At 70.1% G+C, this 25027-nt stretch carries 29 protein-coding genes; 20 read left to right on the forward strand and 9 right to left on the reverse strand.

The genetic code is table 11. The annotated features are described in order from the left end of the window. Positions 1 to 9: 9 nt before the first annotated feature. The gene (locus tag ACWCP8_RS34625; protein WP_352268766.1) at positions 10 to 894 is read left to right on the forward strand and encodes a phosphatidylinositol-specific phospholipase C; all 885 of its coding nucleotides are present in this window, start codon (positions 10 to 12) and stop codon (positions 892 to 894) included. Between the two features lie 18 nt (positions 895 to 912). On the opposite strand, the gene ACWCP8_RS34630 is transcribed toward ACWCP8_RS34625, so the two are convergent. The 6 genes from ACWCP8_RS34630 to ACWCP8_RS34655 all read right to left on the reverse strand — a co-directional run bounded on the left by ACWCP8_RS34630 (position 913) and on the right by ACWCP8_RS34655 (position 6407). Next, on the reverse strand, positions 913 to 2337 hold the full coding sequence (locus tag ACWCP8_RS34630) for a HAMP domain-containing sensor histidine kinase (RefSeq protein ID WP_451120236.1): 1425 nt from the start codon (positions 2335 to 2337) through the stop codon (positions 913 to 915). Then, on the reverse strand, positions 2334 to 3065 hold the full coding sequence (locus ACWCP8_RS34635; RefSeq protein WP_352268762.1) for a response regulator transcription factor: 732 nt from the start codon (positions 3063 to 3065) through the stop codon (positions 2334 to 2336). The genes ACWCP8_RS34630 and ACWCP8_RS34635 overlap by 4 nt, the downstream gene beginning before the upstream one ends. 39 nt (positions 3066 to 3104) lie before the next feature. Further along, complete coding sequence (locus ACWCP8_RS34640; protein WP_352268761.1) at positions 3105 to 3281, reverse strand: hypothetical protein; 177 nt, start codon at positions 3279 to 3281, stop codon at positions 3105 to 3107. Positions 3282 to 3292: 11 nt separating this feature from the next. After that, entirely contained in the window at positions 3293 to 4417 is a 1125-nt protein-coding gene (locus ACWCP8_RS34645; RefSeq protein WP_451120239.1) for a S1C family serine protease, read from the reverse strand. 103 nt (positions 4418 to 4520) lie between these two features. Continuing rightward, positions 4521 to 5567: a LacI family DNA-binding transcriptional regulator gene (locus ACWCP8_RS34650; RefSeq protein ID WP_352268759.1), complete on the reverse strand. Its 1047-nt coding sequence runs from the start codon at positions 5565 to 5567 to the stop codon at positions 4521 to 4523. A 30-nt stretch (positions 5568 to 5597) separates the two neighbouring features. Then, on the reverse strand, positions 5598 to 6407 hold the full coding sequence (locus tag ACWCP8_RS34655) for a response regulator transcription factor (RefSeq protein ID WP_352268757.1): 810 nt from the start codon (positions 6405 to 6407) through the stop codon (positions 5598 to 5600). Positions 6408 to 6713: 306 nt separating this feature from the next. Between ACWCP8_RS34655 and ACWCP8_RS34660 the strand changes: the two genes are divergently transcribed. From ACWCP8_RS34660 to ACWCP8_RS34690, 7 genes are all read left to right on the forward strand, one after another. Further along, on the forward strand, positions 6714 to 7607 hold the full coding sequence (locus tag ACWCP8_RS34660; protein ID WP_352268756.1) for an alpha/beta hydrolase family protein: 894 nt from the start codon (positions 6714 to 6716) through the stop codon (positions 7605 to 7607). A 41-nt stretch (positions 7608 to 7648) separates the two neighbouring features. After that, positions 7649 to 7903, forward strand: coding sequence for a MoaD/ThiS family protein (locus ACWCP8_RS34665; protein ID WP_030925031.1), 255 nt, complete (start codon positions 7649 to 7651; stop codon positions 7901 to 7903). A 10-nt stretch (positions 7904 to 7913) separates the two neighbouring features. Next, positions 7914 to 9209 (forward strand): hypothetical protein, encoded by a 1296-nt coding sequence (locus ACWCP8_RS34670; RefSeq protein ID WP_352268755.1) that lies wholly within the window; start codon positions 7914 to 7916, stop codon positions 9207 to 9209. 183 nt (positions 9210 to 9392) lie between these two features. Next, positions 9393 to 10082 (forward strand): LmeA family phospholipid-binding protein, encoded by a 690-nt coding sequence (locus ACWCP8_RS34675; RefSeq protein WP_451120242.1) that lies wholly within the window; start codon positions 9393 to 9395, stop codon positions 10080 to 10082. 453 nt (positions 10083 to 10535) lie between these two features. Beyond that, positions 10536 to 11381, forward strand: coding sequence for a sulfurtransferase (locus ACWCP8_RS34680; RefSeq protein ID WP_451120244.1), 846 nt, complete (start codon positions 10536 to 10538; stop codon positions 11379 to 11381). Positions 11382 to 11431: 50 nt separating this feature from the next. Next, complete coding sequence (locus ACWCP8_RS34685; RefSeq protein WP_030925040.1) at positions 11432 to 11719, forward strand: DUF1416 domain-containing protein; 288 nt, start codon at positions 11432 to 11434, stop codon at positions 11717 to 11719. A gap of 195 nt (positions 11720 to 11914) precedes the next feature. Continuing rightward, positions 11915 to 12172, forward strand: coding sequence for a DUF3099 domain-containing protein (locus ACWCP8_RS34690; RefSeq protein ID WP_352268751.1), 258 nt, complete (start codon positions 11915 to 11917; stop codon positions 12170 to 12172). A 9-nt stretch (positions 12173 to 12181) separates the two neighbouring features. Here ACWCP8_RS34690 and ACWCP8_RS34695 read toward each other — a convergent pair whose 3' ends face one another. Further along, positions 12182 to 12544: a DsrE family protein gene (locus ACWCP8_RS34695; protein WP_352268750.1), complete on the reverse strand. Its 363-nt coding sequence runs from the start codon at positions 12542 to 12544 to the stop codon at positions 12182 to 12184. A 105-nt stretch (positions 12545 to 12649) separates the two neighbouring features. On the opposite strand from ACWCP8_RS34695, the gene ACWCP8_RS34700 reads away from it, so the two are divergent. The 6 genes from ACWCP8_RS34700 to ygfZ all read left to right on the forward strand — a co-directional run bounded on the left by ACWCP8_RS34700 (position 12650) and on the right by ygfZ (position 17838). Continuing rightward, positions 12650 to 13588: a hypothetical protein gene (locus ACWCP8_RS34700; protein ID WP_352268748.1), complete on the forward strand. Its 939-nt coding sequence runs from the start codon at positions 12650 to 12652 to the stop codon at positions 13586 to 13588. A gap of 11 nt (positions 13589 to 13599) precedes the next feature. Beyond that, entirely contained in the window at positions 13600 to 14403 is an 804-nt protein-coding gene (locus ACWCP8_RS34705) for a hypothetical protein (RefSeq protein WP_451120247.1), read from the forward strand. Beyond that, positions 14400 to 15455, forward strand: a complete 1056-nt coding sequence (locus tag ACWCP8_RS34710) for a hypothetical protein (protein ID WP_451120249.1) — start codon at positions 14400 to 14402, stop codon at positions 15453 to 15455. The genes ACWCP8_RS34705 and ACWCP8_RS34710 overlap by 4 nt, the downstream gene beginning before the upstream one ends. A 280-nt stretch (positions 15456 to 15735) precedes the next feature. After that, positions 15736 to 16308, forward strand: a complete 573-nt coding sequence (locus ACWCP8_RS34715) for an FABP family protein (protein ID WP_352268744.1) — start codon at positions 15736 to 15738, stop codon at positions 16306 to 16308. 81 nt (positions 16309 to 16389) lie between these two features. Further along, a complete protein-coding gene (locus ACWCP8_RS34720) occupies positions 16390 to 16851 on the forward strand; it encodes a Fur family transcriptional regulator (protein ID WP_326814620.1) in 462 nt (153 codons plus the stop codon). A gap of 21 nt (positions 16852 to 16872) precedes the next feature. Further along, positions 16873 to 17838, forward strand: coding sequence for a CAF17-like 4Fe-4S cluster assembly/insertion protein YgfZ (ygfZ, locus tag ACWCP8_RS34725; protein WP_352268743.1), 966 nt, complete (start codon positions 16873 to 16875; stop codon positions 17836 to 17838). A gap of 49 nt (positions 17839 to 17887) precedes the next feature. Here the strand turns inward: ygfZ and dtd are convergent, their stop codons facing one another. Then, complete coding sequence (dtd, locus tag ACWCP8_RS34730; protein WP_451120252.1) at positions 17888 to 18337, reverse strand: D-aminoacyl-tRNA deacylase; 450 nt, start codon at positions 18335 to 18337, stop codon at positions 17888 to 17890. A gap of 116 nt (positions 18338 to 18453) precedes the next feature. Between dtd and ACWCP8_RS34735 the strand changes: the two genes are divergently transcribed. From ACWCP8_RS34735 to ACWCP8_RS34745, 3 genes are all read left to right on the forward strand, one after another. Next, on the forward strand, positions 18454 to 19074 hold the full coding sequence (locus tag ACWCP8_RS34735) for an RsiG family protein (protein WP_352268741.1): 621 nt from the start codon (positions 18454 to 18456) through the stop codon (positions 19072 to 19074). Positions 19075 to 19126: 52 nt separating this feature from the next. Further along, positions 19127 to 20119 carry an asparaginase gene (locus ACWCP8_RS34740; RefSeq protein ID WP_352268739.1) on the forward strand — a complete coding sequence of 331 codons (993 nt, stop codon included), beginning with the start codon at positions 19127 to 19129 and terminating at the stop codon, positions 20117 to 20119. A gap of 62 nt (positions 20120 to 20181) precedes the next feature. Beyond that, positions 20182 to 21435 (forward strand): GNAT family N-acetyltransferase, encoded by a 1254-nt coding sequence (locus tag ACWCP8_RS34745; protein ID WP_352268737.1) that lies wholly within the window; start codon positions 20182 to 20184, stop codon positions 21433 to 21435. Here the strand turns inward: ACWCP8_RS34745 and ACWCP8_RS34750 are convergent, their stop codons facing one another. Next, complete coding sequence (locus tag ACWCP8_RS34750) at positions 21436 to 21603, reverse strand: hypothetical protein (RefSeq protein WP_267004420.1); 168 nt, start codon at positions 21601 to 21603, stop codon at positions 21436 to 21438. A 257-nt stretch (positions 21604 to 21860) separates the two neighbouring features. On the opposite strand from ACWCP8_RS34750, the gene ACWCP8_RS34755 reads away from it, so the two are divergent. The 3 genes from ACWCP8_RS34755 to ACWCP8_RS34765 all read left to right on the forward strand — a co-directional run bounded on the left by ACWCP8_RS34755 (position 21861) and on the right by ACWCP8_RS34765 (position 24894). Continuing rightward, on the forward strand, positions 21861 to 22826 hold the full coding sequence (locus tag ACWCP8_RS34755) for a GntR family transcriptional regulator (protein ID WP_451120255.1): 966 nt from the start codon (positions 21861 to 21863) through the stop codon (positions 22824 to 22826). A gap of 59 nt (positions 22827 to 22885) precedes the next feature. After that, the gene (locus tag ACWCP8_RS34760) at positions 22886 to 23635 is read left to right on the forward strand and encodes an HAD family hydrolase (protein ID WP_451120257.1); all 750 of its coding nucleotides are present in this window, start codon (positions 22886 to 22888) and stop codon (positions 23633 to 23635) included. 107 nt (positions 23636 to 23742) lie between these two features. Beyond that, positions 23743 to 24894 carry a phosphotransferase gene (locus tag ACWCP8_RS34765; RefSeq protein WP_451120259.1) on the forward strand — a complete coding sequence of 384 codons (1152 nt, stop codon included), beginning with the start codon at positions 23743 to 23745 and terminating at the stop codon, positions 24892 to 24894. Positions 24895 to 25027 lie beyond the last annotated feature (133 nt).

Raw genomic sequence — 25027 nt, forward strand, 5'->3', positions numbered from 1 at the left:
GGCACCCGCATGAGCACCCGCAGAACCTTCTTAACCGGCGCACTCGCCCTCTCCGCCACCGCTCTCGGCGGGACGGAACCCGCGACCGCCGCAGCCCGCCGGGCAGCTCTCACCACGCAGGACTGGATGGCCGGCCTCGCCGATGCCACCCCCGTGCAACGCCTGACCATCCCCGGAACGCACGACTCCGGCGCCCGCTACGGCGGCCCGTGGTCCGAGTGCCAGAACACCACCGTCGCCGAACAGCTCAGCAGCGGCATCCGCTTCCTCGATGTACGGTGCCGGATCACCGGCGACTCCTTCGCGATCCACCACGGAGCCTCGTACCAGAACCTGATGTTCGGTGACGTCCTCGGCGCCTGCTGGGACTTCCTGGCCGAGCGTCCCACCGAGACCGTGCTGATGCGGGTCAAGCAGGAGTACTCCGAGGGGAGCGACGCCGAGTTCCGGCGGATCTTCGACCTGTACCTCGACGCCAAGGGCTGGCGGCCGCTGTTCCGGATCGACCCCGCGCTGCCCGCGCTGGGCGAGGCCCGCGGCAAGGTCGTGCTGCTCGCCGACAACGGTGGACTGCCCGGCGTCCGCTACGCCGATCCCGCACTCTTCGACATCCAGGACGACTACATGGCGGAGCCGTTCGCCAAGTACCCGAAGATCGAGTCCCAGTTCCGCAGGGCCGCGCAGCAGCCCGGGAAGCTGTTCATGAATTACGTGAGCACGGCGGCCCTGATGCCGCCCCGCTGGAACGCGGACCGGCTCAACCCGCAGGTGCAGTCGTTCCTCGACGGCTCCGAGGCGTCCGGCTGGACCGGGCTCGGGATCGTCCCGCTGGACTTCCCCGCCACCCGGCCCGGCCTGGTCGCATCACTGATCCGGCACAACCGCGGGGCCTGAGCGGTCGCCGGGGGCGGCTCAGGAGGACTCCGGCGGCGGCTGCGGGGCACCCGGCAGCCGGATCCATGCCTCCGTGCCGCCGCCGGGCGCCTGGCGCAGCGCGACCTCGCCACCCGCCTGCTGGACCGTGCGGGCGACGATCGACAGACCCAGGCCCGAACCCGGCAGCTGGCGGGCGGACTGGGAGCGCCAGAAACGCTCGAAGACGTAGGGGAGTTCCTCTTCGGGGATGCCCGGGCCCCGGTCCACCACGGTCAGCTCCCCACCGTGCAGGGCCACGGCGATCGTGCCGTGCCGCGGGCTGAACTTCACGGCGTTGTCGAGGACGTTGACGACCGCCCGCTCCAGCGCCGCCGGCTCGGCCCGTACGTACCAGGGTTCGAGGTCCGCGGTGATGGTCAGCTCCGGGCCGCGGAGCCGTGCCCGCTCCAGCGCGGCCGAGGCGATGTCGTGCAGGCCGACGACCTGGAGCGGGCCGGGCTGGGCCGCGTCCGGGCGGGCCAGTTCCTGGAGGTCGCCGATGAGCGACGCCAGCTCGGTCATCTGTGCCGTGACCGACTTCATCAGCGCCCTGCGGTCGTCCGGCGGGATCGGCCGGCCGGTCTCCTCGCTGCGGGCGAGCAGTTCCACGTTCGTACGCAACGAGGTCAGCGGCGTGCGCAGCTCGTGCCCGGCGTCCGCGATCAGCTGCGCCTGCCGGTCGCGGGAGGTGGCGAGGGCGGCAGTCATCGAGTTGAAGGAGCGGGACAGCCGGGCGATCTCGTCCTCGCCCTCGACCGGGATGCGGAGTGAGAGGTCCTCGGTGCGGGCGACATGCTCGACGGTCTCGGTGAGCTCGTCGACGGGGCGTAGGCCGGTGCGGGCGACCCAGAGCCCCGCGGCGCCCGCGCCGATGACGCCGATGCCGGACACCATGAGGAGGACGACCGCGAGCTGGTTGAGGGGGGCGGTGACCTGCTCCATGGGCAAGGCCACCGAGACGGCGAGCCCGGGCCGGACCAGCGGGCCGATGTGGACTTCCGAGGTGTGGACGCGCATCTTGACGCCGTCCTTCGCCTCGGTGGTGTGCACCGCGTCCTGCCGCTCCCCGGCTGCGACGGCCCGGTCGGCGGACTGCACCGGAATCGCGGACTTGCCCGGCCAGGTGCACGGCTTCGTGCTCGTGGGCGTCACCACCTGGATCGTGTAGGGGATCTCCGGCGCGCCCGGGTTGTTGTCCTGCGGCAGCCCCTGCAGGCAGGCGGCGTTGAGATTCTCGACGATCTGCCGGTCGACATTGACCTGCCGCAGGCTCGAGTCGAGCTGCTCGATCAGTCGATCCCGCGTGGTCAGCCAGCAGGCCAGGGCAACCGCCGCCACCGCGACCGCCACCGCGGTCGCGACCAGCATCGCCAGCCGGGAGCGCAGCGGCAGGGCGCGGATCCGGTGCAGCGGGCCCGTCACCCGTCACCTCCGCCGGCCCGCAGCGCGTACCCGACGCCCCGCACCGTGTGCACGAGCCGCGGTTCGCCGCCCGCTTCCGTCTTGCGGCGCAGGTACATCACGTACACGTCCAGGGAGTTGGAGCTCGGTTCGAAGTCGAAGCCCCAGACCGCCTTCAGGATCTGCTCGCGGGTCAGCACCTGCCGCGGGTGGGCCAGGAACATCTCCAGCAGCGTGAATTCGGTCCGGGTCAGCTCGACGCGGCGCGAGCCGCGGGTGACCTCGCGGGTGGCGAGGTCCATCCGCAGATCGGCGAAGGACAGCACATTGTCGTCGGGGACGTCGCCGCCCGCCGCGGCCGCGTACGAGCTGCGGCGCAGCAGGGCCCGGATGCGGGCGAAGAGCTCGTCCAGTTCGAAGGGCTTGACCAGATAGTCGTCGGCGCCGGCGTCGAGTCCGGTGACGCGGTCGCCGACCGTGTCGCGGGCGGTGAGCATCAGGATGGGAGTGGTGGCGCCGATGGAACGGATGCGGCGGGCGGCGGTCAGGCCGTCCATCCGCGGCATCTGGATGTCGAGGACGATCAGATCGGGGGCGTACGACTCCGCCTTGGCCAGCGCGTCGATTCCGTCGACGGCGACCAGTGTGCCGTATCCCTCGAAGGCGAGACTGCGCTGCAGGGCCTCGCGCACGGCCGGCTCGTCGTCGACGATCAGGATGCGCTGCGGATCGTCTTCGGCGGGGCTCATCGCTCGTCGTCCTCTTCTCTCTGTTCTGCGGGGGTGCCTTCAGCCTCGCACGGCCGTGGCGCGGCGTCGCGCGGCCTGGCGCTTGCGGCCGGTGGTGACCGTGGTGGTCGCACGGAGCTCCGTGGCGCGCCGGGCCGTCGCGGCGGACCGAGCCGCCGACGCGAGCGGCAGCGCCAGGTCTGCCGGGCCGGTGGGGGTGTCGGACGGGTGGTTCATGGCTGATCTCCTCAGGAGCTGTTGCCGCCCCGCAGGGTGTCGAGGTCGGCCTTGAGCGTGTTCACCGGGATGGCGAAGCCGAGACCGACGCTGCCCGCACCGGAGCTGCTCGATCCGCCGGACGAACTCGCGGAGTACATCGCGGAGTTGATGCCGATGATCTCGCCGTTCATGTTGATGAGCGCACCGCCGGAGTTGCCGGGGTTGAGCGAGGCGTCGGTCTGGATGGCCTTGTACGTGGTGGTGGAGTTGCCGGTGTCGCCGTTGAACTGCTGTCCGCCGAACTCGAACGGCCAGTCACTGCCGCCGCCCTGCTGCCCCTGTTCCTGACCGCCCTCACTGTCCTTGGCGACGGTGACATCGCGGTTCAGCGCGGAGACGATGCCACTGGTGACGGTGCCGGTGAGGCCCTCGGGCGAGCCGATCGCGACGACCTGGTCGCCGACCTTGATCCCGGAGGAGTCGCCGAGCGTTGCCGTCTTCAGCCCGCTCGCGCCCTCCAGCTTGATCAGCGCCAGGTCCTTGTCGGCGTCGGTGCCGACGACCTTCGCGGTGTAGGTCCTGCCGGTGCTCAGCGTCACCTTGATCGACGAGGCGCCCGCGATGACGTGGTTGTTGGTGACGATCTCGCCGTCGGACGTGATGACCACGCCGGAGCCGGTGGACTCGCCCGCGCTCGACGTCGCACCGATCTCGACGATCGTCGGCGACACCGCCTTCGCGACACCGGCGACGGTGCCCGTGCTGCTCTGCGAGACGGTCGTGCCGCTGACCACTGAGCTGCTGTCGGCGCCGCTGGAACCGGTGCCGGTGAACTGACCGACGGCGGTGGCGGTGACACCGCCGACGACTGCCGCCGCGATGGCCACGGCCGCCAGCAGGGCGACCGGCCGCTTGGCCCGGCGCCCGTGCCGGGACGGCTGGGGGGCGGGCTGCGGCAGCCCCTGACCGAAGCCGCCGTAGCCGCCGCCATCGTGACCGTCGGCGCCGCCGTTGCCGGGCCATACGGTCGTTCCGGGGCCTGTGGAGATCGGCTGCGCGGGCTGGTGCGCAGGCGGCGGCGGGTAGGCCGCGTCGCCGTTGCCGTACGAGGGGTACATCGGGTACTCGCCGCTCGGGCGCTGGCTCTCAGTCATGTCCCCGACTGTGTCCAGCGAACATGAGAGAAGCCTGAGCACGTCCTGAGAAGCCCGGCAGAACCTCGTATGCCCGATATAAAGGCCGTACAGGCGTCGCCGCCTACCGCCCCTGGCCGGCCGCCGGCTCCCCGCACCCGCACGACCGCCGCACCACCAGCGCCGACGGGAACTGCTTGAGCCGCTCCCGCCGGGACCCCGACACCCGCAGCGAGTCGTCGAGCACCAGGTCCACCGCGGCCCGCGCCATCGCCGGGCGGTCCGAGGAGATCGTGGTCAGCGGCGGATCGGTCAGACCCGCTTCCTTCACGTCGTCGAAGCCCGCCACCGCGAGCTCCCCGGGCACATCGATCCGCAGTTCGCGCGCAGCCCGCAGCACCCCGATGGCCTGGTCGTCCGTCGAGCAGAAGATCGCCGGCGGGCGGTCCGGGCCGGCGAGCAGCCCGAGCGCCACCCGGTAGGCGTCGTAACGGTTGTACGGGGCCTGGAAGAGCCGGCCCTCCGTCGGCCGTCCCGACTCGTGCATCGCCCGCCGCCAGCCCTCGACGTGGTCGGCGACCGGGTCGCCGACCGCCGGGGTCGTCTCCATGCCGCCGAGGCACGCCACGTACGCGTTGCCGTGTTCGAGCAGGTGCCGGGTGGCCAGTTGCGCGCCACCGATGTCGTCCGTGACGACCGCGACGTCGTCGATCGCCTCCGGCCGCTCGTGCAGCAGCACGACGCGTGCGTCCCACGCCTCTATCTCGGCCGCCGCCCGCTCGCTGGGGCCCTGGCTGACCAGGATCAGCCCGGAGACCCGCATTCCGAGGAAGGCCCGCAGGTAGTGGACCTCGCGCTCGTCGCGGTAGTCGGAGTTGCCGACGAGGACCATTTTCCCGCGCTCGGCCGCGGCCTGTTCGACCGCGTGCGCCATCTCTGCGAAGAACGGCTGCCGGGCGTCCGGAACGATCATTCCTATGAGATCGGTCCGCCGTGACGCCATCGCCTGCGCGACCCGGTCGGGCCGGTAACCCAGCTCTTTGATCGCGCCGAGCACCCGCTCGCGCGTGGCCGGGGCAACCGGCCGGGGTCCGTTGTTGATGACGTAGCTGACGACCGCGGTCGACGTCCCCGCCAGTCTCGCCACATCGTCCCGCGTCACCTTGGCCACGCGCGGCAGTCTACGCGGATGGAACTACCTCTAGGCAGGCCGGACCGGGGCTTCGTCCGTGACCTCCGCTACCTCCGAGTGCTCCGGACGGGTGACGGGTTCGGCCGGTGCGGCCGCCGCAGTCTTCGCCGCCGCCTGGGCCTTGGCCTCCCCGGCCGCACGCTCCACCTTTTCCGGTGCGACGAAGCGGTAGCCGACGTTGCGGACCGTGCCGATCAGCGACTCGTGCTCGGGGCCGAGCTTGGCTCGCAGCCGCCGGACATGGACATCGACCGTCCGCGTACCGCCGAAGTAGTCGTAGCCCCAGACCTCCTGGAGCAGCTGGGCGCGGGTGAAGACCCGGCCCGGGTGCTGCGCGAGGTACTTGAGAAGTTCGAATTCCTTGAAGGTCAGGTCGAGGACCCGGCCCTTCAGCTTCGCGCTGTACGTCGCCTCGTCGACCGACAGGTCGCCGTTGCGGATCTCCATCGGGGAGTCGTCGGAGGTGAGCTGCTGCCGGCCGGTGGCGAGCCGCAGCCGGGCCTCCACCTCGGCCGGTCCCGCCGTGTCCAGCAGCACGTCGTCGATGCCCCAGTCGGCGGTGACGGCCGCGAGGCCACCCTCCGTCACGACGAGGATCAGCGGGCAGCCCGGTCCGGTGGACCGCAGCAGCTGGCACAGCGACCGCACCTGCGGCAGGTCGCGGCGGCCGTCCACCAGGATGACGTCGGCACCGGGGGTGTCGACGAGAGCGGGTCCTTCGGCGGGGGCCACCCGCACGCTGTGCAGAAGCAGACCGAGGGCGGGAAGCACCTCCGTCGACGGCTGGAGGGCATTCGTCAGAAGCAGCAGTGAACTCATCGCCGCCCACCTGCCTGGGTCGTCGGTCGATGATCGTGCACGATTTGCTCGCCTTGCTCGCCCATTACGTCGGTCCTCCTCGTTCCCTGCGAGAGGGGCACTCCCGGGCGGGGCCCGGGGGAGTATGCGGCACTTCTTCGTACAGTTCGGTGCGGCCGTACGACATCTGTCATACGGGTTTTACGGTGCGGCCCCACGCCCTGGGACCGCTGAGCTTGTCGAAACGTCGTCGTAACAACGCGCGGAAAGCACAAAAGGACCCGGGGGCTGCATTGCCCGGATCCTCTTCCCAGCAGAATAGCCCACATGAGTTCTGTGTCCGAGAGTTCGTTTCGGAGTTCTTCTGTTTGCTTGATCACCCCGGGAGCCCGGCGTACGACATTGCGGACGGATGACGGGCTGTCGATCGAGGCGGTGTACGAACCGTGTACGGCCGGTGCCGGGCCTGCCGCCGACCCGGCCGCCGCCGATACGGCGATCGTGGTCGCGCACGGTTTCACCGGATCGGTGGACCGGCCCGCCGTGCGGCGCGCGGCGGGTGTGTTTTCCCAGCGTGCGGCCGTGGTCACGTTCTCCTTCCGGGGGCACGGAGGGTCCGGCGGGCGGTCGACGGTGGGTGATCGCGAGGTGCTGGACCTGGCCGCCGCGGTGGCCTGGGCGCGCTCCCTCGGGCACCGCCGGGTGGTTACGGTCGGATTCTCGATGGGGGGTTCTGTAGTGCTTCGGCACGGCGCGCTGTATACGGCACCGGGCACGACTGCGGCCACGGAACAGCTGCCCCATATGGTTCCCGCGCACGGGGGGCGCACAGAAGCGCACGCGGATGCAGTGGTTGCTGTGAGTGCTCCCGCCCGTTGGTACTACCGGGGTACGGCTCCGATGCGACGTCTGCACTGGGTGGTCACCCGGCCCACCGGCCGGCTGGTCGGCCGGTACGGCTTCCGCACCCGGATCGACCACAACGAGTGGAACCCCGTGCCGCTCTCCCCGGTCGATTCGGTCCCGCTCATCGCCCCGGCCCCGCTGCTGATCGTGCACGGCGACAAGGACCCGTACTTCCCGCTCGACCACCCGAGAATGCTGGTGGACGCGGCACAGGGCGGCGCCGAACTGTGGCTGGAGCGGGGCATGGGGCACGCCGAGAATGCAGCGGACGAGAACTTGCTCACCCGTATCGCGGACTGGTCGGTCGCCGCGTGATTCATGATGGACAGCTGACGCGAGACGAAGGGAGCGCCGCCATGCCAGCGGGAACGATCCGCTACTGGGCCGCCGCCAAGGCGGCCGCCGGAACCGCGGAGGAGCCGTACGCAGCTGCGACGCTCGCCGAGGCGCTCGACGCGGTGCGTGAGCGGCACCCCGGTGAGCTCACCCGAGTGCTGCAACGGTGCTCGTTCCTGATCGACGGCGACCCCGTCGGGACCCGCAGCCATGAGACCGTACGCCTTGCCGAGGGCGGCACGGTCGAGGTGCTCCCGCCGTTCGCAGGAGGGTGAACCGCAGAACATGACCAGCAGCGATCAGCAGCAGCCGTACGGACAGGAGTCCGGGGCCGGGTACGGGTACGGACAGGGGCAGCCGCAGCCGTACGGCGAGCAGCCGTACGGGCAGCAGGCCCCGTACGACCCGGACAACCAGGCGTTCCAGGACCCCGGTGCCACGCAGACGTGGGAGGGGCAGACCTGGGACACCCAGTACCAGCCGACCGTCCGGCCCGCACAGCACCGGCCGCAGTACCAGCAGCCGCCGTACGACCAGCAGCAGTACGACCAGCAGTACGGGCAGCAGCAGTACGAGCAGCCCTATGCCCAGCAGCAGTACGAGCAGCCGTACCCGGTCCGGCCGGCACAGCCGCAGCAGCCGGTCGCCCCGGCCGCCGCCGACGCCCGTCCCACTCCGCAGGGCGCCTCGGGCTCGTATCCGCTGCCCCCCGAGGTCCCGGCCGTCGCGGTTGCCGAGGCGGGCGCGGCCGAGGTCGCCCCCGACACCGCGGCGGGGCCCGAAACCTCCGGTTACAGCGCGCCCACCACCCTGGGCAACAGCCGTGTCACCGACGCCCAGCGCGCCCGCGCAGAGGGCCGGTCGCCGATCATCGCGCCGGGTATGCAGCCGGCCGCGATCACCGCCGGTCTCGGGCTGCTGCTCGCCCTCGGTGCCGCGATCGGGCAGTACGCCCTGTTCGTGCCGCTGGTGCTGCTCCAGGCCGTGACCGCGGCGGGCTGGTTCCGGCTGAACGGCATGTGGCCGGCCCGGCAGGGCATCGCACTCGCCTTCGCCGGCGGGTTCGTCGCCGATGTCGTGCTGCTCGCCGCAGGACGGGACAACGCCCCTGCGGCGATCCTCGGCACCCTCGGCATCTGGGTGCTCCTCACCGTCGTCCTCCAGCTCCGCAGCCACGCGGGCGCCGACGAGCGGATGTACGGGCTGATGGCCACCGTCGCCTCGGCGGCCCTGGCGATCCTCGCCGCCGGGCATCTCGCGGCGGTGCCGGACGCGGTGACGGTGGGCGGTGCGGCCGTCGCGGTCGCCGTGCTCGCCCGCGCGCTGCCGCTGCCCGGGCCGGCCTCGGTCGTGGTGGCGCTGCTCGCCGCCGCGGGCGCCGGTGTCGCGGCAGGCGGGCTCACCGACCTCGGTGCGAAGGGCGCCCTCCTCGGGCTCGCGGCCGGTGGCTGCGCGCTGATCGGGCTGCGGGTGGCCAGCTATGACTACCCGTCACGTTTTGTGCACATGACCGCCGGTGTGGCGCTGCCGCTGACCGCAGCGGCGCCCGCTGTCTATCTGATCGGCCGTGCCCTCTCCTGACCCGGCACGCCCCCTGTGCCCCACACGCCCCGGCCCGTCCCGGGCCGATACCTGTGCATCGGCCCGGGAACCGGGGAGGGCCCCGGCTCGTCGGTCACCCCGGGGGTGCCGTGCAGCCGCAGTAGGCTCACGGACACCAGGCGGGTCCGGCCGGATCGGATGCAGGGTGGGGGAAGAACAGGCATGCGCGCACTGCGAATACTGCTGGTCATGGTGGTGGTTCTGGGCGGCATCTTCATCGCCGTCGACCGGGCGGCGGTGTACTTCGCCGAGTCGGAGGCCGAGGGCAGGGTCGAGATCAGCGGCTCCACGGTCGACTCGACGGACATCTCCATCAAGGGTTTCCCGTTTCTGACGCAGGTCGCCGGATCCGCGCTCGACGAGGTCGACATCAAGCTCACCGGCATCGAGACCGACGCCGCCGGCCGCAGGATCCGGATCAGCGAGATGAACGCCGAACTCCACGACGTCAGGCTGGCCGACGGCTTCTCCAGCGCCACCGCCGCCCGGGCCACCGGCACGGCGACCGTCTCGTACGAGGACCTGACGCACGCGGCCGACGACGGCGTCGTCGTCCAGTACGGCGGCAACGGCAAGGTGAAGGTGACCGGCGCCGTCGAGATCCTCGGCCGCACGCTCACACGCAGCGTGACCTCCACCGTCACCCTGGTCCACGGCCGCACGATCCGGGTGCACGCGGACAAGGTGCCGGGTGAAGGCATCCCCGGCCTCGAAGGCCTGGTGCGCAGGAAGACCGACTTCGAGCGGGAGATCGGGGCCCTGCCGAACGGCCTGAAGCTGCAGAGGATCGAGCCGGCGAAGAACGGCCTGGAGATCTCCGTGACGGGTTCGGACATCCCGCTCGGCGGATAGGCGGCCCGATACGTGAGGCGTGCCGCGGCTGGGTAGGAGCCCCGACAGCCACTGCGCCACATAATGAGACGGACACGTCCGACCCGTAGATGGCCGAGGGGCCCGATCAGCCCCGGTCCGGCCCGCGCGGCGCGGCAAGCTTGCTCTTGTCCCGCATTGTGGACGATCGTGTCTCAATATACGACACAACGGTGACATGCCCGCCCGTACGTCCCTACGATCGGACCCATGAAGCGACAGGCGGATCTCACGAAGCGGCGGGCAGTAGACCTGTGCCGCATCGCCGCCATGCTCTGTCGCACCATCTGAGCGGGTTCGTCGCATCCCGCGTTCCCGGCCCTTCGACCACTGTCAGGGCCCACCCCCGTGCATGTGTGTACGCGCAAATACTGCGCCCCCGTACCTCTCGCATCACGCACCATCTCGCCGCAGACTGCCCCGGAGGAGAACAGAATGAGCCGCAGTGACGTCCTGGTAGACGCCGACTGGGTCGAGGCCCACATCGACGACCCGAAGGTCGCCCTCGTCGAGGTCGACGAGGACACCTCGGCATACGAGAAGAACCACATCAAGAACGCCATCCGGATCGACTGGACCAAGGACCTCCAGGACCCGATCCGCCGTGACTTCATCGACCAGGCCGGCTTCGAGAAGCTGCTGTCCGAGAAGGGCATCGGGAACGACACCACGGTCGTCCTCTACGGCGGCAACAACAACTGGTTCGCGTCCTACGCGTTCTGGTACTTCAAGCTCTACGGTCACCAGGACGTCCGCCTGCTCGACGGCGGCCGCAAGAAGTGGGAGCTGGACTCCCGCGACCTGGTCGACGGCGACCAGATCCCGTCCCGCCCGGCCACCGAGTACAAGGCCAAGGCCCAGGACGAGTCGATCCGCGCCTACCGCGACGACGTCGTGGCCGCGATCGGCAACCAGAACCTGGTCGACGTGCGTTCGCCCGACGAGTTCAGCGGCAAGCTGCTCGCCCCGGCGCACCTCCCGCAGGAGCAGTCGCAGCGCCCCGGCCACGTGCCGAGCGCCCGCAACATCCCGTGGTCGAAGAACGCCAACGACGACGGCACGTTCAAGTCGGACGAAGAGCTCAAGGCGCTCTACGAGACCGAGCAGGTCGACCTGGCGAAGGACACCATCGCGTACTGCCGCATCGGTGAGCGTTCCGCGCTCACGTGGTTCGTGCTGCACCAGCTGCTCGGAGTCGAGAACGTCAAGAACTACGACGGCTCGTGGACCGAGTACGGCTCCCTCGTGGGTGTGCCGATCGAGCTCGGCGCCAACAAGTAACTCCGGACGACCTGGACCAGCACGACCCCCGACCAGAAGGACAGAACACCATGTGTGGAGCAAAGGCCGGCGGCCCCGACGCTTCGACCATCAAGCCCGGTGAGACCACCATCCAGGGCAGCGTGACCCGCGACGGCGAGCCCGTCACCGGCTACGTCCGTCTCCTGGACTCGACCGGCGAGTTCACCGCGGAGGTCCCGACGTCGGCGACCGGACAGTTCCGCTTCTACGCGGCCGAGGGCACCTGGACGGTACGCGCCCTCGTCCCGGGCGGCAGCGCCGACCGCACAGTCGTCGCACAGACCGGTGGCCTCTCCGAGGTGGCCATCGCCGTCTGATTCGCGGCACAGATCGGCCGGAGGGCCGTACCCCAGGGGGTTGGACGCCTTCTGAACCGGGGTACGGCCCTTCGCGCCGTTCACGGTGGTCTCGGCGGTGGCGTTCGCGGGCCCGTGCGCGGTGGTGCTCGCAGGGGTGTGCGCAGTGCGGTCCGCAGGGGCCGCGTGCGCCGGGACAGCACTTACGCTTGAGTTATGTACGCCCGGCGCCGTCGCGGTTATTTCCTGCTGATGGGCGGATGCATCGTCCTGTTCGTGTCCGCCTGGGCCGTCGTACGGCTCTGGTCGATGCCCGTCGCCATAGGAATGTGCTTGGTCGCCATGGTCATCCCGCCGATCGCGGCGATGGTCGCCAACCGGCGGGGGCCGGAGGACCGCTGGTGGGACGACCCCTCGGGCGACCCGAAGTCGGACGAGTGGTGGGACGAGCTCGACGGCAAGAAACGCCAGTAGACAGCTGTTTCAGTACACGAGGGCCTGGACGCCGTCGGCCATGATCTCGCTGACGAAGACCTGGGCGCCCGCGATCCGTACGCCTTCGAGGACATCGTTCTCGGTGATGTCGCGACGCGCGGCGCACTGCGTGCAGAGGGTGATCAGACCGCCCGCCTGAATCGACTCGATCAGATCCGGCAGCGGTGCGGCGTGCGGCAGCTCGAACTCGGCGGCGCGGCCCGGCAGGGAGAACCACGAGGATTCGCCGGTCAGCCAGAGCGAGACCTCCACACCGCTGGCGACGGCGACCGCCGCCACCGTGAACGCCTGTGAGCAGCGCTCGGGGGAGTCGGCACCTGCGGTCACCTTGATCACGAGCTTCTTCTGCATATGCCGAACTGTAATCGCCGCCGGTACAACCCCACCCCCTTGTGAGGGGTCAGTTGTGTGCGCAGGTAATGGAATCTGCGCCTCAGGTCTCGTGGGGGGACCCTCTTGGAACCGAAAGACACCATTCCTGACGGGCCGGCCGAGCCGCCCGTGCAGGTCGAGGCGCAAGTTCAGGCCGTGGAGCCGCCCGCGCCGGTGGCGGCGCCCGTGACGGAGCCGGTCGTGGAACCGGTGGCCGCGCCCGTGACGGAGCCGGTCGTGGAGCCCGCGGCTGTTCCGGTGGCCGAGTCCGATGCGCCGGCGACGCCGGTCAAGCCGCGGCCGCGTGGTCGTACCGCTCTGCTGATCGTCGCCGCCGCCGTGCTCGGGATCGCCGGTGGTACCGCCGTCGGTTACGGCGTGCAGGCCGACCGCGCCCCGACCCCGCTGCCCGCCCTGTCGCAGCCGAACCTCGCCTACCCGGCGAAGGCGCTGCCCGCGGACAAGGTCCCGGACCCGCTGCCCGTGTCGCAGGACCGGCAGCGGAAGACGGAGGGCGATCTGCGCGAGCTGCTCGTCAGCAAGCCCTCGGGGGCGCGCAACGCCAGGTTCCCGTTCCCGACCAAGGGCTGGATGTCCCTTGACGCGTACGCGCGGGAGTTCAAGAGCGAGGACTACATGTTCGAAACGCTCGCGGAGGCCGACGTCCGCCGGATAGCGGCCGCCAACTGGTCGCAGGGGCAGTACCGCGATGTGGGCATCCGCCTCGTGCAGTTCCGCTCCGGCGCAGAGCTCGGGGCGTCCGACCATGCGAACGATCAGCTGGCTTACATGCCCTACGCCAAGGAGGGCGCAGGCAACGAGGGCGATCCGATCAAGGGCAGCGGCAACGGCCGCTACTTCCTGTACAAGGCTGTGAACAAGCCGGGCTACCTGCCCGTCTACCAGGCACGGGCCATCGCCCAGCGGGGCGACGTCATGTTGGACATCAACATCTTCGACACCGCGCCGATCAGCAAGAAGGACATCCGGACCCTGGCCGAGCGACAGCTGGAGCGGCTGTGAACGACGACTACATGACAACCGACACCGCCCCGCCGGCCGACACCGCCCCGCCCGCTGAGCCGGCCCCGGCCGTTCGGAAGGGCCGGGCCCGGCGCGTGGTGCTCGCCGTGCTTCCCGCGGTCCTGGTCCTCGGCGCCGTCGGCGGCGCGGCCGCCTACACCAAGGTCACCGTGGACAGCGCCGACCGCACGGTCACCACCAAGGTCTGGGGCGAGGGCGCACACAAGCCCGCCAAGGACCCCGCCGGGGACGTCGGCCGGGGCAGGGCCGATACCGAGCTCAGCAAGCTGCTGCTGCCGGTCCCCGAGAACTACCGTTTCGGCCCGGACATGGGCGAGTACGGAAACGACGACGAGATCAGCGGCAAGAAGGCCACGGCCCAGATGAAGGAGAGCGGCCGGGGGATCGCGGGCAAGCAGCGCCGCGAACGGGACCAGCGCATCGACCGGCTCCACCTCCAGGGCATCGCGCAGCGCTCGTACACCTCGGACGACAGTGATCTGACGGTCGAGATCCAGATCGTGAAGATGAAGGACAAGAGGGCTGTCCACGACACGTTCGGCTTCCAGACGGAGCTGATGGACACCTACGGCGACTTCCGCAAGGGGCCGAAGATCGAGGGCCACAAGAAGGCCAGGTGCTTCCGGGAGCCGCAGACCAAGGTGAAGCTCGACGCCCTGTCCTGCCTCGCGTACGACGGGGAGCTGTTCCTCACCGTCGACGCGTACGGCACCAAGCCGTTCAGCGCGTCCGACGTCGCCGATCTCGTGAAGGACCAGCTCGACCACATCGAGTCCCCGGGGGAGTACATATGACCGAGCAGACGGTGACACCGATGACCGAGCAGACGGTGACACCGACCGCCGCGGCCGAGGAGCTCGCTGTCCCGGAGCAGGAGCTTCCGCCGACGGGAGCGGTGCCCGCAGCGGCTGCCGAGCCCGTCCCGGCCGCGGACGCCCCGATCACGGACGTACCGGTCACGGACGTACACGTCACGAACGTCCCGGCCACGCAGCCCGTCCCGGCCACTCAGCCCGTCGTGGCCGCCGAGCCCCCGGCTGCCCCCGAGCAGGCACTTGCGGTGGCGGAGTCCGTACCGGCCCCGAAGTCGTCCCGCCGCGTCCTGCGGGCCGTCGCCCGCTGGACCGCCGCCGTGCTGGTGCTCGGCGGTCTCGGCACCGGTACGGCCCTCGGCATCACCTCGATGGAGCGCACCGACGTACCGGGCCTGGCCACCGAGGGCGACGGGCGCTGGGACTACCCGGAGCTCAGCCTGCCCGCGCTGCCGGCCGGTTCGCCGCGCCCGTTCAACGAGGGCAATGTCGCCGAGGTCCACCAAGCGGACGTGCGGAAGTTGCTGCTGCCGGCCCCGGCCGGAGCAACGGCGGACAAGAAACTCGCCGGTGGCTGGGCGAGTACGGCGCAGTACCTCTCCGTCTACCAGAAGAGCAAGCGTGCCGAGCTGGGACAGGTGCTGAAGGACTCCGCGCTGCGGCACATCACGGCGCGCGGCTGGACCATGCCGGACGGCACCTCGTCCCGGATCTATCTGCTCCAGTTCAATTCGACGGCGTTCGCCGAGGCGTTCCGGGACGAGATCTCCGAGAACACGTCCATCGGTGCTCAGCTCATCGGGTCGCCCGCAACGGACCTCGACGAGACCTGGTCGAGTGGCGGGCGGGTGGAGAACACCGCGACCTATGCGTACGCGGAGGACAAGCCGTACGGTTCCGAGCAGGTCCGCCACGGATATGTGCTCTCCGGCGACACGCTCGCCCTCGTCATTCAGTCCCGCAAGGGGAAGGCCGGTACGGAACGCGTCCCGTTCCACCAGGCGCTGATCCTGCAGAACCAGCTACTGGGCTGATCCGCACGCCGGGGAGCCCCGCCTCCTCGGCAAGCCCCGAACCATCGCGCCGGGCCCCTACCCATTAGGCTGGGGCCCGGCCCTGTACTGCCGCCATACCGCTCGTTATCGCTCGTCCGAGGAGCTCCCGTGCTTGAGGCATTCTTCTCCACCCTGCTGGTCCTGGTCTGCGTCGGTGTTCTCGCCTTCGCCGCCCTGACCGTGAAGAAGCTGTACCAGGGCCAGCGCTGACCCGCGTCCGCACCGCTCATCACCCCCTCACAGATCGTCTGAGCCGCTCATGATCGAGATCCCGTCCGACCTCCACCCGGACCTCGTCCCGCTTGCCTTCCTGCTCGGCAACTGGACGGGCGCGGGCGTGTCCGACTTCCCCGGCGCCGAGAAGTGCAACTTCGGCCAGGAAGTCTCCTTCAGCCACGACGGCCGGGACTTCCTGGAATACGTCTCGCACTCCTGGGTGCTCGACGCCGAGGGCAACAAGGTCAAGCCGCTGGAGTCCGAGTCCGGCTACTGGCGCATCGACAAGGACCGCAAGGTCGAGGTCGTCATGGTCCGCGACCAGGGCGTCATCGAGATCTGGTACGGCGAGCTCGCCCACCAGAAGCCGCAGATCGACCTGGTCACCGACGCGGTGGCCCGGACCGCGGCCTCCGGCCCGTACAACGGTGGCAAGCGGCTCTACGGCTATGTGAACAGCGACCTGATGTGGGTCGGCGAGAAGGCCACCCCCGAGGTGGAGCTGCGCCCGTACATGTCGGCGCACCTGAAGAAGGTCGTCACCCCCGAAGAGGTTGAGGAGATGGCCAAGGGCCTCGGCGACCTGCCGGACGACGGCATCGCGTTCTTCAAGTAGACACACCACCCGCACGCAGCCGGACGGCCAAGTAGTCGTGCGGCCTGCGGGCGGGTGCTCGTCCGGTCCTACACTGGGCCTGTGGTGAGCACCGACTGGAAGAGCGACCTTCGGCAGCGCGGTTACCGGCTGACGCCGCAGCGGCAGCTTGTCCTGGAAGCGGTCGACAGACTGGAACACGCGACGCCGGACGACATCCTCTGCGAGGTGCGCAGGACGGCGTCCGGTGTGAACATCTCCACCGTCTACCGGACCCTGGAGCTCCTGGAGGAGCTGGGGCTGGTCAGCCACGCCCATCTGGGGCACGGGGCACCGACGTACCACCTGGCCGACCGCCATCACCACATCCATCTGGTCTGCCGGGACTGCACGAATGTCATCGAGGCCGATGTCGACGTCGTCGCCGAGTTCACCATGAAGCTGCGGGACACATTCGGGTTCGAGACCGATATGAAGCACTTCGCGATCTTCGGTCGTTGCGCCGACTGCACGACGAAGGCGGCGGCGGCCGGACCAGCCCCTGCTCCTGGTTCCGAGCAGTAAATCGAGTCGTACGCTGGTCGCATGAAGAGCCCTCTGCTGTCCCTGCCCGGCGCCGTTCCCGCCGAAGGCCGCGACGAAGGCGTCGCCGCGCACTACGGCGACCTGTTCCGCGAGCAGCGCGCCCTCGCCGACGGCACCGGCCTCGTCGACCTCTCGCACCGCGGCGTTGTCACCGTCACCGGAAGCGACCGGCTGGCCTGGCTGCACCTGCTGCTCACCCAGCACGTCAGCGAACTCGCCCCCGGACAGGCCACCGAGGCGCTGATCCTCACTGCGAACGGGCACATCGAGCACGCCCTCTACCTCGTCGACGACGGCGAGACGGTGTGGGCGCACGTCGAACCGGACACCCAGGGTGAACTGGTCGCCTATCTGGAGTCGATGAAGTTCTTCTACCAGGTCGAAGTCGCCGACCGTACCGAGGACTTCGCCGTCGTGCACCTGCCGGCCGGCTCCATCGAAGAGGTCCCGGAAGGTGTCGTCGTGCGGGAGGCACCGCACGGCCGCGATCTGTTCCTGCCCCGCGCCGAGCTGGAGCAGTACGCCGCCGAGCACGGCCCGGTGGCCGGCATCCTGGCGTACGAGGCGCTGCGCGTCGAGGCACACCGCCCCAGGCTCGGCTTCGAGACCGACCACCGCACCATCCCGCACGAGCTGGGCTGGATCGGCACCGCCGTCCATCTCCAGAAGGGCTGCTACCGCGGTCAGGAGACCGTGGCCCGGGTGCAGAACCTGGGGAAGCCGCCGCGCCGGCTGGTCTTCCTGCACCTGGACGGCAGCGATGTGCTGCTGCCCGGGCACGGCACGCCGGTGCGGCTCGCCGCGGACGGGGCGGACGGCCGCCAGCTCGGCTTCATCACCACGTCCGCCCGCCACCACGAGCTGGGCCCGATTGCCCTGGCGCTGGTCAAGCGGAACGTGGCGGTGGACGCGGAACTGCTCGCGGGGGACACGGCTGCGGCCCAGGAGACGGTCGTCGAGCCGTAGCTCTTCCGCGGGCTGCTGCGCGCGCGTCCGGCTCCCCGCCGGACTCCGCTCAGACCTCGACCAGGACGGTGAACGGGCCATGGTTCGTGAGCGAGACCCGCATGTCCGCTCCGAACCGGCCCGTCTCCACATGCGCACCCAGCGCCCGCAGCTGCGTCACCACCTCGTCGACCAGCGGTTCGGCGATCTCGCCGGGTGCCGCGGCGTTCCAGGTGGGCCTGCGGCCCTTCCGGGTGTCCCCGTAGAGAGTGAACTGCGAAATAACAAGAAGCGGCGTATTCACGTCGGAGCAGGACTTCTCGCCCTCCAGAATGCGGACCGACCAGAGCTTGCGGGCGAGCTGCGCCGCCTTCTCCACGGTGTCCCCATGGGTGACTCCGACCAGCACACACAGTCCCTCGCCGACGATTTCGCCCACCACCGTGGGCCCGCTTCCGTCGCCCGCGCCGTCGGCCACCGTGACGCTCGCGCCGTACACCCTCTGTATCACTGCACGCATACAGACCAACCTATCTTGGGCTGAACGGGTACAGAGCACCTGCGTAGTAACCGTACGGAATGGCACGATGCACGGAGGCGGTGTGCCGACGCACCGGTCGAGGGGATGGACAAAGCATGAGTACATATGGAGCCAGGCAGCCAGCCGGTGCCGTACCGGTCACGCGTGCCACAACCAGTACCGGTACCACCGCCGGCGCCATGCGACCACCCGTGCAACGGACCGGTCCGGGCATCGACGAGGGCCAGCCGGGGCAGTCACCGCCCGGGCTGGGTTCCCTGCGGCTGCCGGAGCTGCGCAACCTGCGCCGTGACTCGCAGCGCGACGAGGCCGACCTCAGTTACGTACGCCGTCTGGTCCAGGGCCGCATCGACATCCTGCGGGCCGAGCTGGCCCGCCGCCGGGACCCCGAGACGCCGGTCGTGGACCGGCTCTCCGAGATCCTCACCGACACCCCGTCCCGGCACCGTTCCTCCGCCCGGCATGTCACGCTCACCACACCGCGCAGCGACGAGTTCCGCCGACTGGCGGCCGAGACGCTCGCCGAGGTCGAACTCTCCGACCTCGACGCCCGCACGGACGAGGAGCTGTACACCGCTATGGGGCGGCTCGTCCGCTACGAGCGGCAGGTCTCCCGCCGCCGTCACCAGCTGCAACGTACCGCTGACGATTGCAGCGCCGAGATCGCCCGCAGGTACCGTGATGGGGAAGCACATGTAGACGACCTGCTCGCCTGAAGCGATCCTTCCGGGCGGGGCCGGTCACTCGCCCCGCCCGGAAGGCCGTCCCATGACCTCCACACCTCTCATATCCCCGGCGTCCCCCGCGCTGCCCGCCGGCCCCGCTCTTCCCGTTCTGGCCGAGGTCGTACGGTCCGGCTTCGTGGAGGGCCATCACCGGGGCTCCCTGGTCGTGCTGGCAGCGGACGGCAGTGTGGAGCGGACCCTCGGGGACCCGGACGCGCCGGTCTTCCCCCGCTCTTCCAACAAGCCGATGCAGGCCGCCGCCGTGCTGCGGGCCGGGCTCGACCTCTCCGGGGAGCGGCTGGCGCTGGCCGCCGCGAGCCACTCGGGCGAGGTGTTCCACCTCGACCTCGTACGCAAGATGCTCGCCGAGCACGGACTGACGCCCGAGGATCTGCAGACCCCGCCCGATCTGCCGCTGGACCCGGCGGAGGCGGAGACGTATCTCGCCGCAGGCCAGGTCCGCGAGCGGATCACCATGAACTGCTCCGGCAAGCACGCCGCCATGCTCGCGGTGTGCGCACTCAACGGCTGGGACCGGGCGACCTATCTGGACCCGGCGCACCCCCTCCAGCAGCTGATCCACCAGGTGGTCGAGGAGGCGGCGGGCGAACCTGTCGCGGCGGTCGGTACGGACGGCTGCGGGGCGCCGCTGATGGCGATCAGCCTGGTGGGTCTGGCGCGGGCGTTCCGCTCGTTCGTGCGGGCGGAGGAGGGCACCGCGGAGCGCCGGGTGGCGGACGCGATGCGCGCCCACCCCGAGTACGTCGCGGGCACCCGGCGGCCCGACACCTGGCTGATGCGCGAGGTGCCGGGCACGCTTTCCAAGATGGGCGCGGAGGCGGTCCAGGCGGTGGCGCTGCCGGACGGCCGGGCGCTGGCATTCAAGATCACCGACGGCGGGGGCCGGGCGCTCGGGCCGGTGCTGGCCAGGGCGCTGGGGCTGCTCGGCGTCGACGGCCCGGTGGTGGACCGGATCGGCCGGGCGCCGCTGCTGGGCGGCAGCGCGGAGGTCGGCGAGATCCGGGCGGCTTTCTGACCGGCTCCGTGGCGGCGGAAAACCGGGCGACAGCCCACGGACCGTATGCCTAGCGTGGGCGCATGAGCCTTGAGGTCCGCCCCGTCACCGCATCGGAGTTCCCCGACTGGCTGCGCGCCGTGAACACCGGCTTTCTGCGCCCGCCGACGGTGACGGAGGGGGAGGTCGCGAGCCGCCTTCCGCACATGGATCTGGCCCGGACCCAAGGGGTGTTCGATGCCGGCCGGTGTGTGGCGACGTTCCGCTCGTTCGCGCAGGAGCTGACGGTGGTCGGCGGCGCCACGGTGCCGTCCGACGCGGTCACCAACGTCACGGTGTCGCCCACACATCGTCGGCGCGGGCTGCTCAGCCGGATGATGGCCACGGACCTGGCGGCGGCCAAGGACCGCGGTGACGTGGTCGCCACGCTGATCGCCGCCGAGTACCCGATCTACGGGCGGTACGGGTTCGGCCCGGCCACCTGGACCACCGAGTGGGAGATCGACGTCCCCCGGGCGGGCCTGGACCCGCGCTGGTCGGGCCCGTCCGCTGCGGACGGCGGCGGCCGGATCGACCTGGTGGACGGCGCGGAGGTACGCAAGCTCGGCCCGGCCCTGCACGACCGGCTGCGCGCCCGGCAGCACGGCGCGGTCAGCCGAAACGCGCGCTGGTGGGACCTGAACACCGGCGAGAACCTGCCCCCGAACGACTCGTGGACCGAACCCTTCTATGCGGTGTACCGCAACGCGGACGGCGACGCCGACGGTCTTCTCTCCTACCGCGCCGACGACAAGTGGGGCGACGCGAAGCAGCCGCTGAACCGGGCGTCCGTGCGCAGCCTGATCGCCGAGACCCCGGCGGCGGAACGGGCGCTGTGGCACTTTGTCTGCTCGATCGACTGGATCACCACGGTCCGCTCGGGCCACCGTGCCCCCGACGACCTGCTCCCCCTCCTCCTCCCGGACCCGCGCGCGGCCCGCATCGTGACGCAGGCGGACTGGATGTGGGTGCGGGTCCTGGATGTCGTACGAGCCCTGGAGTCCCGCACCTACGCGGCCCCGGCCTCCCTGACCCTGGACATCCACGACCCGGCGGGCCTCGCCGGCGGCCGCTTCCGTCTGGACGCGTCCCCGGACGGCGCCTCGTGCGCACCGACGACGCGGAGCGCGGATCTGGCCCTGGACGTAAGGGAGCTGGGGACGCTCTGCCTCGGCGACGAATCGGCGCTGCGGCTGGCTGCGCTGGGCCGGGTCGAGGAGCTCACGCCGGGTGCGGCGGCGGTGGCGGACGGGGTGTTCCGGGCGGGGCGGCGGGCCTGGTGCCCGGATGTGTTCTGATCAGGAATCGGTCGGGACGAGGAGCAGCGCGAGGATGAGTGCCCCCGCCCCCGCGCAGTTGGGGCTGCCGGTCTTGAGGCCCAGGGTCAGCAGGGTGAAGCCCACCGTGCCCATGAGGCCGTACTTCCACTGAACGAACTGCTCGAGTCCCAGCGTGATGAATGGCATGGCGGTCACTCCTCCGGTGGTGAAGGGGCGTCTGCGCACGCACACCTTTGTGCCGCTCGGACGCGATACCTGTGACTCCCGGCAACCAATCAACTCCCTTATGAATTTGACTGGTTGGCCTGTGGGTATGGTTCCCTGTCGGGTAGAGTTCGCAAACTTGTCTGGTTGTGTAGGTAAGTTGATGACCGTGCGATGACGATTCAGTTGGTTGCGAGCCCCATCTCTTGTTGTGTGTCTGGTAGTTGTATGGTTGAGAGGTGACGAGCCATGGACCTGTGCCAGGTGGCAACAGCGCGCATCAGTACAAGCGGATCGCCGATGAGCTGCTGAAAGGGATCAACAGTGAGGTGTGGCGGCCCGGCGACCGGCTGCCCACGCATGAGCAGCTTGCCGACCGTTTCGATGTCTCGCGTGCAACGGTCAAAGAAGCGCTGAAGCTGCTCAGCAGCAAGGGGCTGATCGTCACCCGGCAGGGCAGTGGGACGTTCGTCAGCGAAGGGCCGAAGTCCGGTGTCGTCCCGCAGCGCAACAGCCCCTCCGCCGAGAACGGGGACGACAGCGGGGACGAGGACGGCGACGACGTGTGGGCGGTCGTCTCGGAGCGCGTCCCTCCGGTGCTGCTGAAGCCCTACCTGGAAGAGGCGTTCGAGGCCACGCAGGTGAAGCTCGATGTCTTCTCGATGACCACGGAGTCGCTGGCGGCCCGGGTGTCGGACCAGAAGAACCGCATCATGACCGGGGAGATCAGGCCGCCCCGCAGCATCACGGCCCGGCTGATGCTCCCCGACTGCGACTTCCCTTATCTCGCCATCCCCCGCCCGGTGGACGGGACGGACGATCCGCGGGTGCGGCGGCGTCTGAAGGGAATCCTGCAGAGCCACGCGACGATGCTCCGGGAGGCCCTGTTCGAACTCCGCTACCAGGGGTTCGTGCCCGAAGTCGATGTCGAGGTGCGGTTGGTGCCGTTCGCGCCGCAGATGAAGCTGTACATTCTGAACCGCCGACTGGCGCTGCAGGGCTTCTACGTGACCGAAGAGGGCACCATCCCGCTCCCTCCGGATCGCGAGGAAGTCGCGATCTACGACGCCTACGGTACGGGGGCCACCCTCTTTCCGTATCGCGCCTCGGCCGACTCCACACCCGACCAAGCCGGCATTGTGCGCACGTTTCAGGCATTTTTTGACTCGAACTGGGACAAACTAGCCACAAGGGCGGATTTCTGATCGTGCCGCACGCCACGACCACCCCTGCGTCTCCCCGGAGCAAGACGGTCCTGCCGGCCGTGTCCGTCGAGAGGGCGACGGACCTGCTGTCCCGCGTCACCTGCGTCGTGCTCGACTTCGACGGACCCGTCGCCCGGCTCTTCGCCGGTGGCCATGAAGGCAAGGAGAGCGTGGCCGGCCGCATCGCCGAAGAGTTGCTGAACATCGCCGCATCGCACCGTCTGGAAGTGGAGGAGGCGCGCGGATGCACCGACCCCCACGCGATCTTCAGCCGCTACGCGGAGCGCGCCGCCCACCGCCGCGAATCCGAAGCGTGGGGCTCTGCCGCCGCGGAGATGCAGGGCGTCCTCGCCGCCTGGGAGATCAAGTCGGCCGAGCATGCGGAGCCGACGCCGGGCGCCACGCAGTTCATGAAGGCATGGGCCGGAGCGGGCCGACGGCTGGCGGTGGCGTCCAACAATCACCCTGACGCCATCAAGCGCTACCTCGAGCGTGAGTCGCTGTCGAAGTACTTCGCACCCTCCTCGGTGATCGGCAGGAACGAGAGGGACGCTGCGCTCATGAAGCCGAATCCATGGGCTCTGAACGAGGTCATGCGGGACTCTGCCGCCGGGGTCGCGGCGCACTTGATGATCGGCGACTCGGCCACCGACTGGCAGGCCGCGAACGCGGTCGGGATGCCCTTCATCGGGTTCCACCGCAAGCCCGAGAAGCGCATGGCGCTGTCGCGGGGCGGAGCGGTTCCCGTCCTCGACTCGATGCAGGTGCTCGCCGATGCGGCGAACGGGCTGTCGGCACAAGTGCGGTAGCACAACAGGAAGTTGTACCTTCCTTGTATGGATCGCGACGAGTTGGCCGCACCGGGCTGCGGGGCCCGCGGCAGGCGCACGGCAGCCGCGACGGGCCGGGCCCTCCCGTGACGGCGCTTCCGGTTTCCGTCGCCGCGCAGCCGTCGGACCGGGCGGCCGCGGTGCAGGTGCCCCCGGCGCGGGCGTCCGAGGCCCGGATGCGTGCTGCCGCGCTCGTACCGGACGAGAGCCTGCTGGTGGGCCCATTGAAGGGTTACCACCACGAGACGTACGCCTTTCCGCTTCCGGCGGGCGGCGGTTCGACCGCGCAGACCTGGTGGAAGTGCCGGGACCCGCGGGCGGGGCTGTTCTGGTTCGATCTGCGCTGGTTCCCCTCGGAGAAGGAACTCGTCCGGGCCCTGCAGGGGTGCATCACTCGCATCCCCGCGGTCGTCGAGCGCGAGGCGGTCTCCCTCTACACATTCATCGAGGGGCGGACGCTCGGCGAGATCTGCCCTCCCGGGCGACCGCTGTCGGCGCGCCATGTGCGTCAACTCGAGCTGCTGTTCCACGAACTGGTCTCGGTCGACCCCGACCGGATCGGCCGGGCGGGCGGTCCGGGGCAGGGCTGGTGGCCCGAAGGCCCCGGCGACGACTCCACCGCCTTTCTGATGCGCCTGATCCACTTCACCGAGCACCAGGTCTACCGTCGGCACGCATCGCACTACGGCTCTCTCTTCCGGGAACTCGGCCTCCGCGACGACGGACTGGACCGGCTGCGGCGGGTGGGCGGTGGGCTGACGCCGCGCCCGTTCGCCCTCATCCACGGTGATCTGCACCGGGAGAACTTCATCGTCGACTCGGATGGCGATCTGTGGACCATCGACTGGGAGCTGGCGATGGTCGGCGACCCGTTGTACGACCTGGCGACGCACCTTCATCTGATGCGCTACCCGGCGGCGGAGCAGGGGCGGATCGCGGCGATCTGGCGGGACGCGGTCGAGTGCGCCCGGCCCGGCAGCTCGGACGGATGGGAGCGTGACCTACCGGTGCTTCTCGCGTACAAGCGTGCGCAGTCCGTCTACACGGATGTGATCCGCACCGCGCTGGCCCTGGGCCCTGGACCGGAGCCGCAGTGGCGGCTGCTGTCCCAGGCGGCCCGACGGATACGGAAGGTGCTGGCGGCGGCCGCGGAGCCGCTGGGGTTGCCCCGCGTGCCGACGGTCCAGGAGGTCGGTGGTGCGTATGTCCACTGGTTCGCCGCGAACCGGCCGGCGTAGACCGTACTGCTTGAGGCACCGGTCCGAGGGCGGGCGAGGAGGGGTGCAGGAACGGCCGACAAGGCTGCCAAGGCCGACAAGAGCGACGACAACAAGCCCGGCGACGACAACAAGCCGCGCGAGGACGAGGACA

This window comes from Streptomyces sp. NPDC002206 (assembly GCF_053593595.1).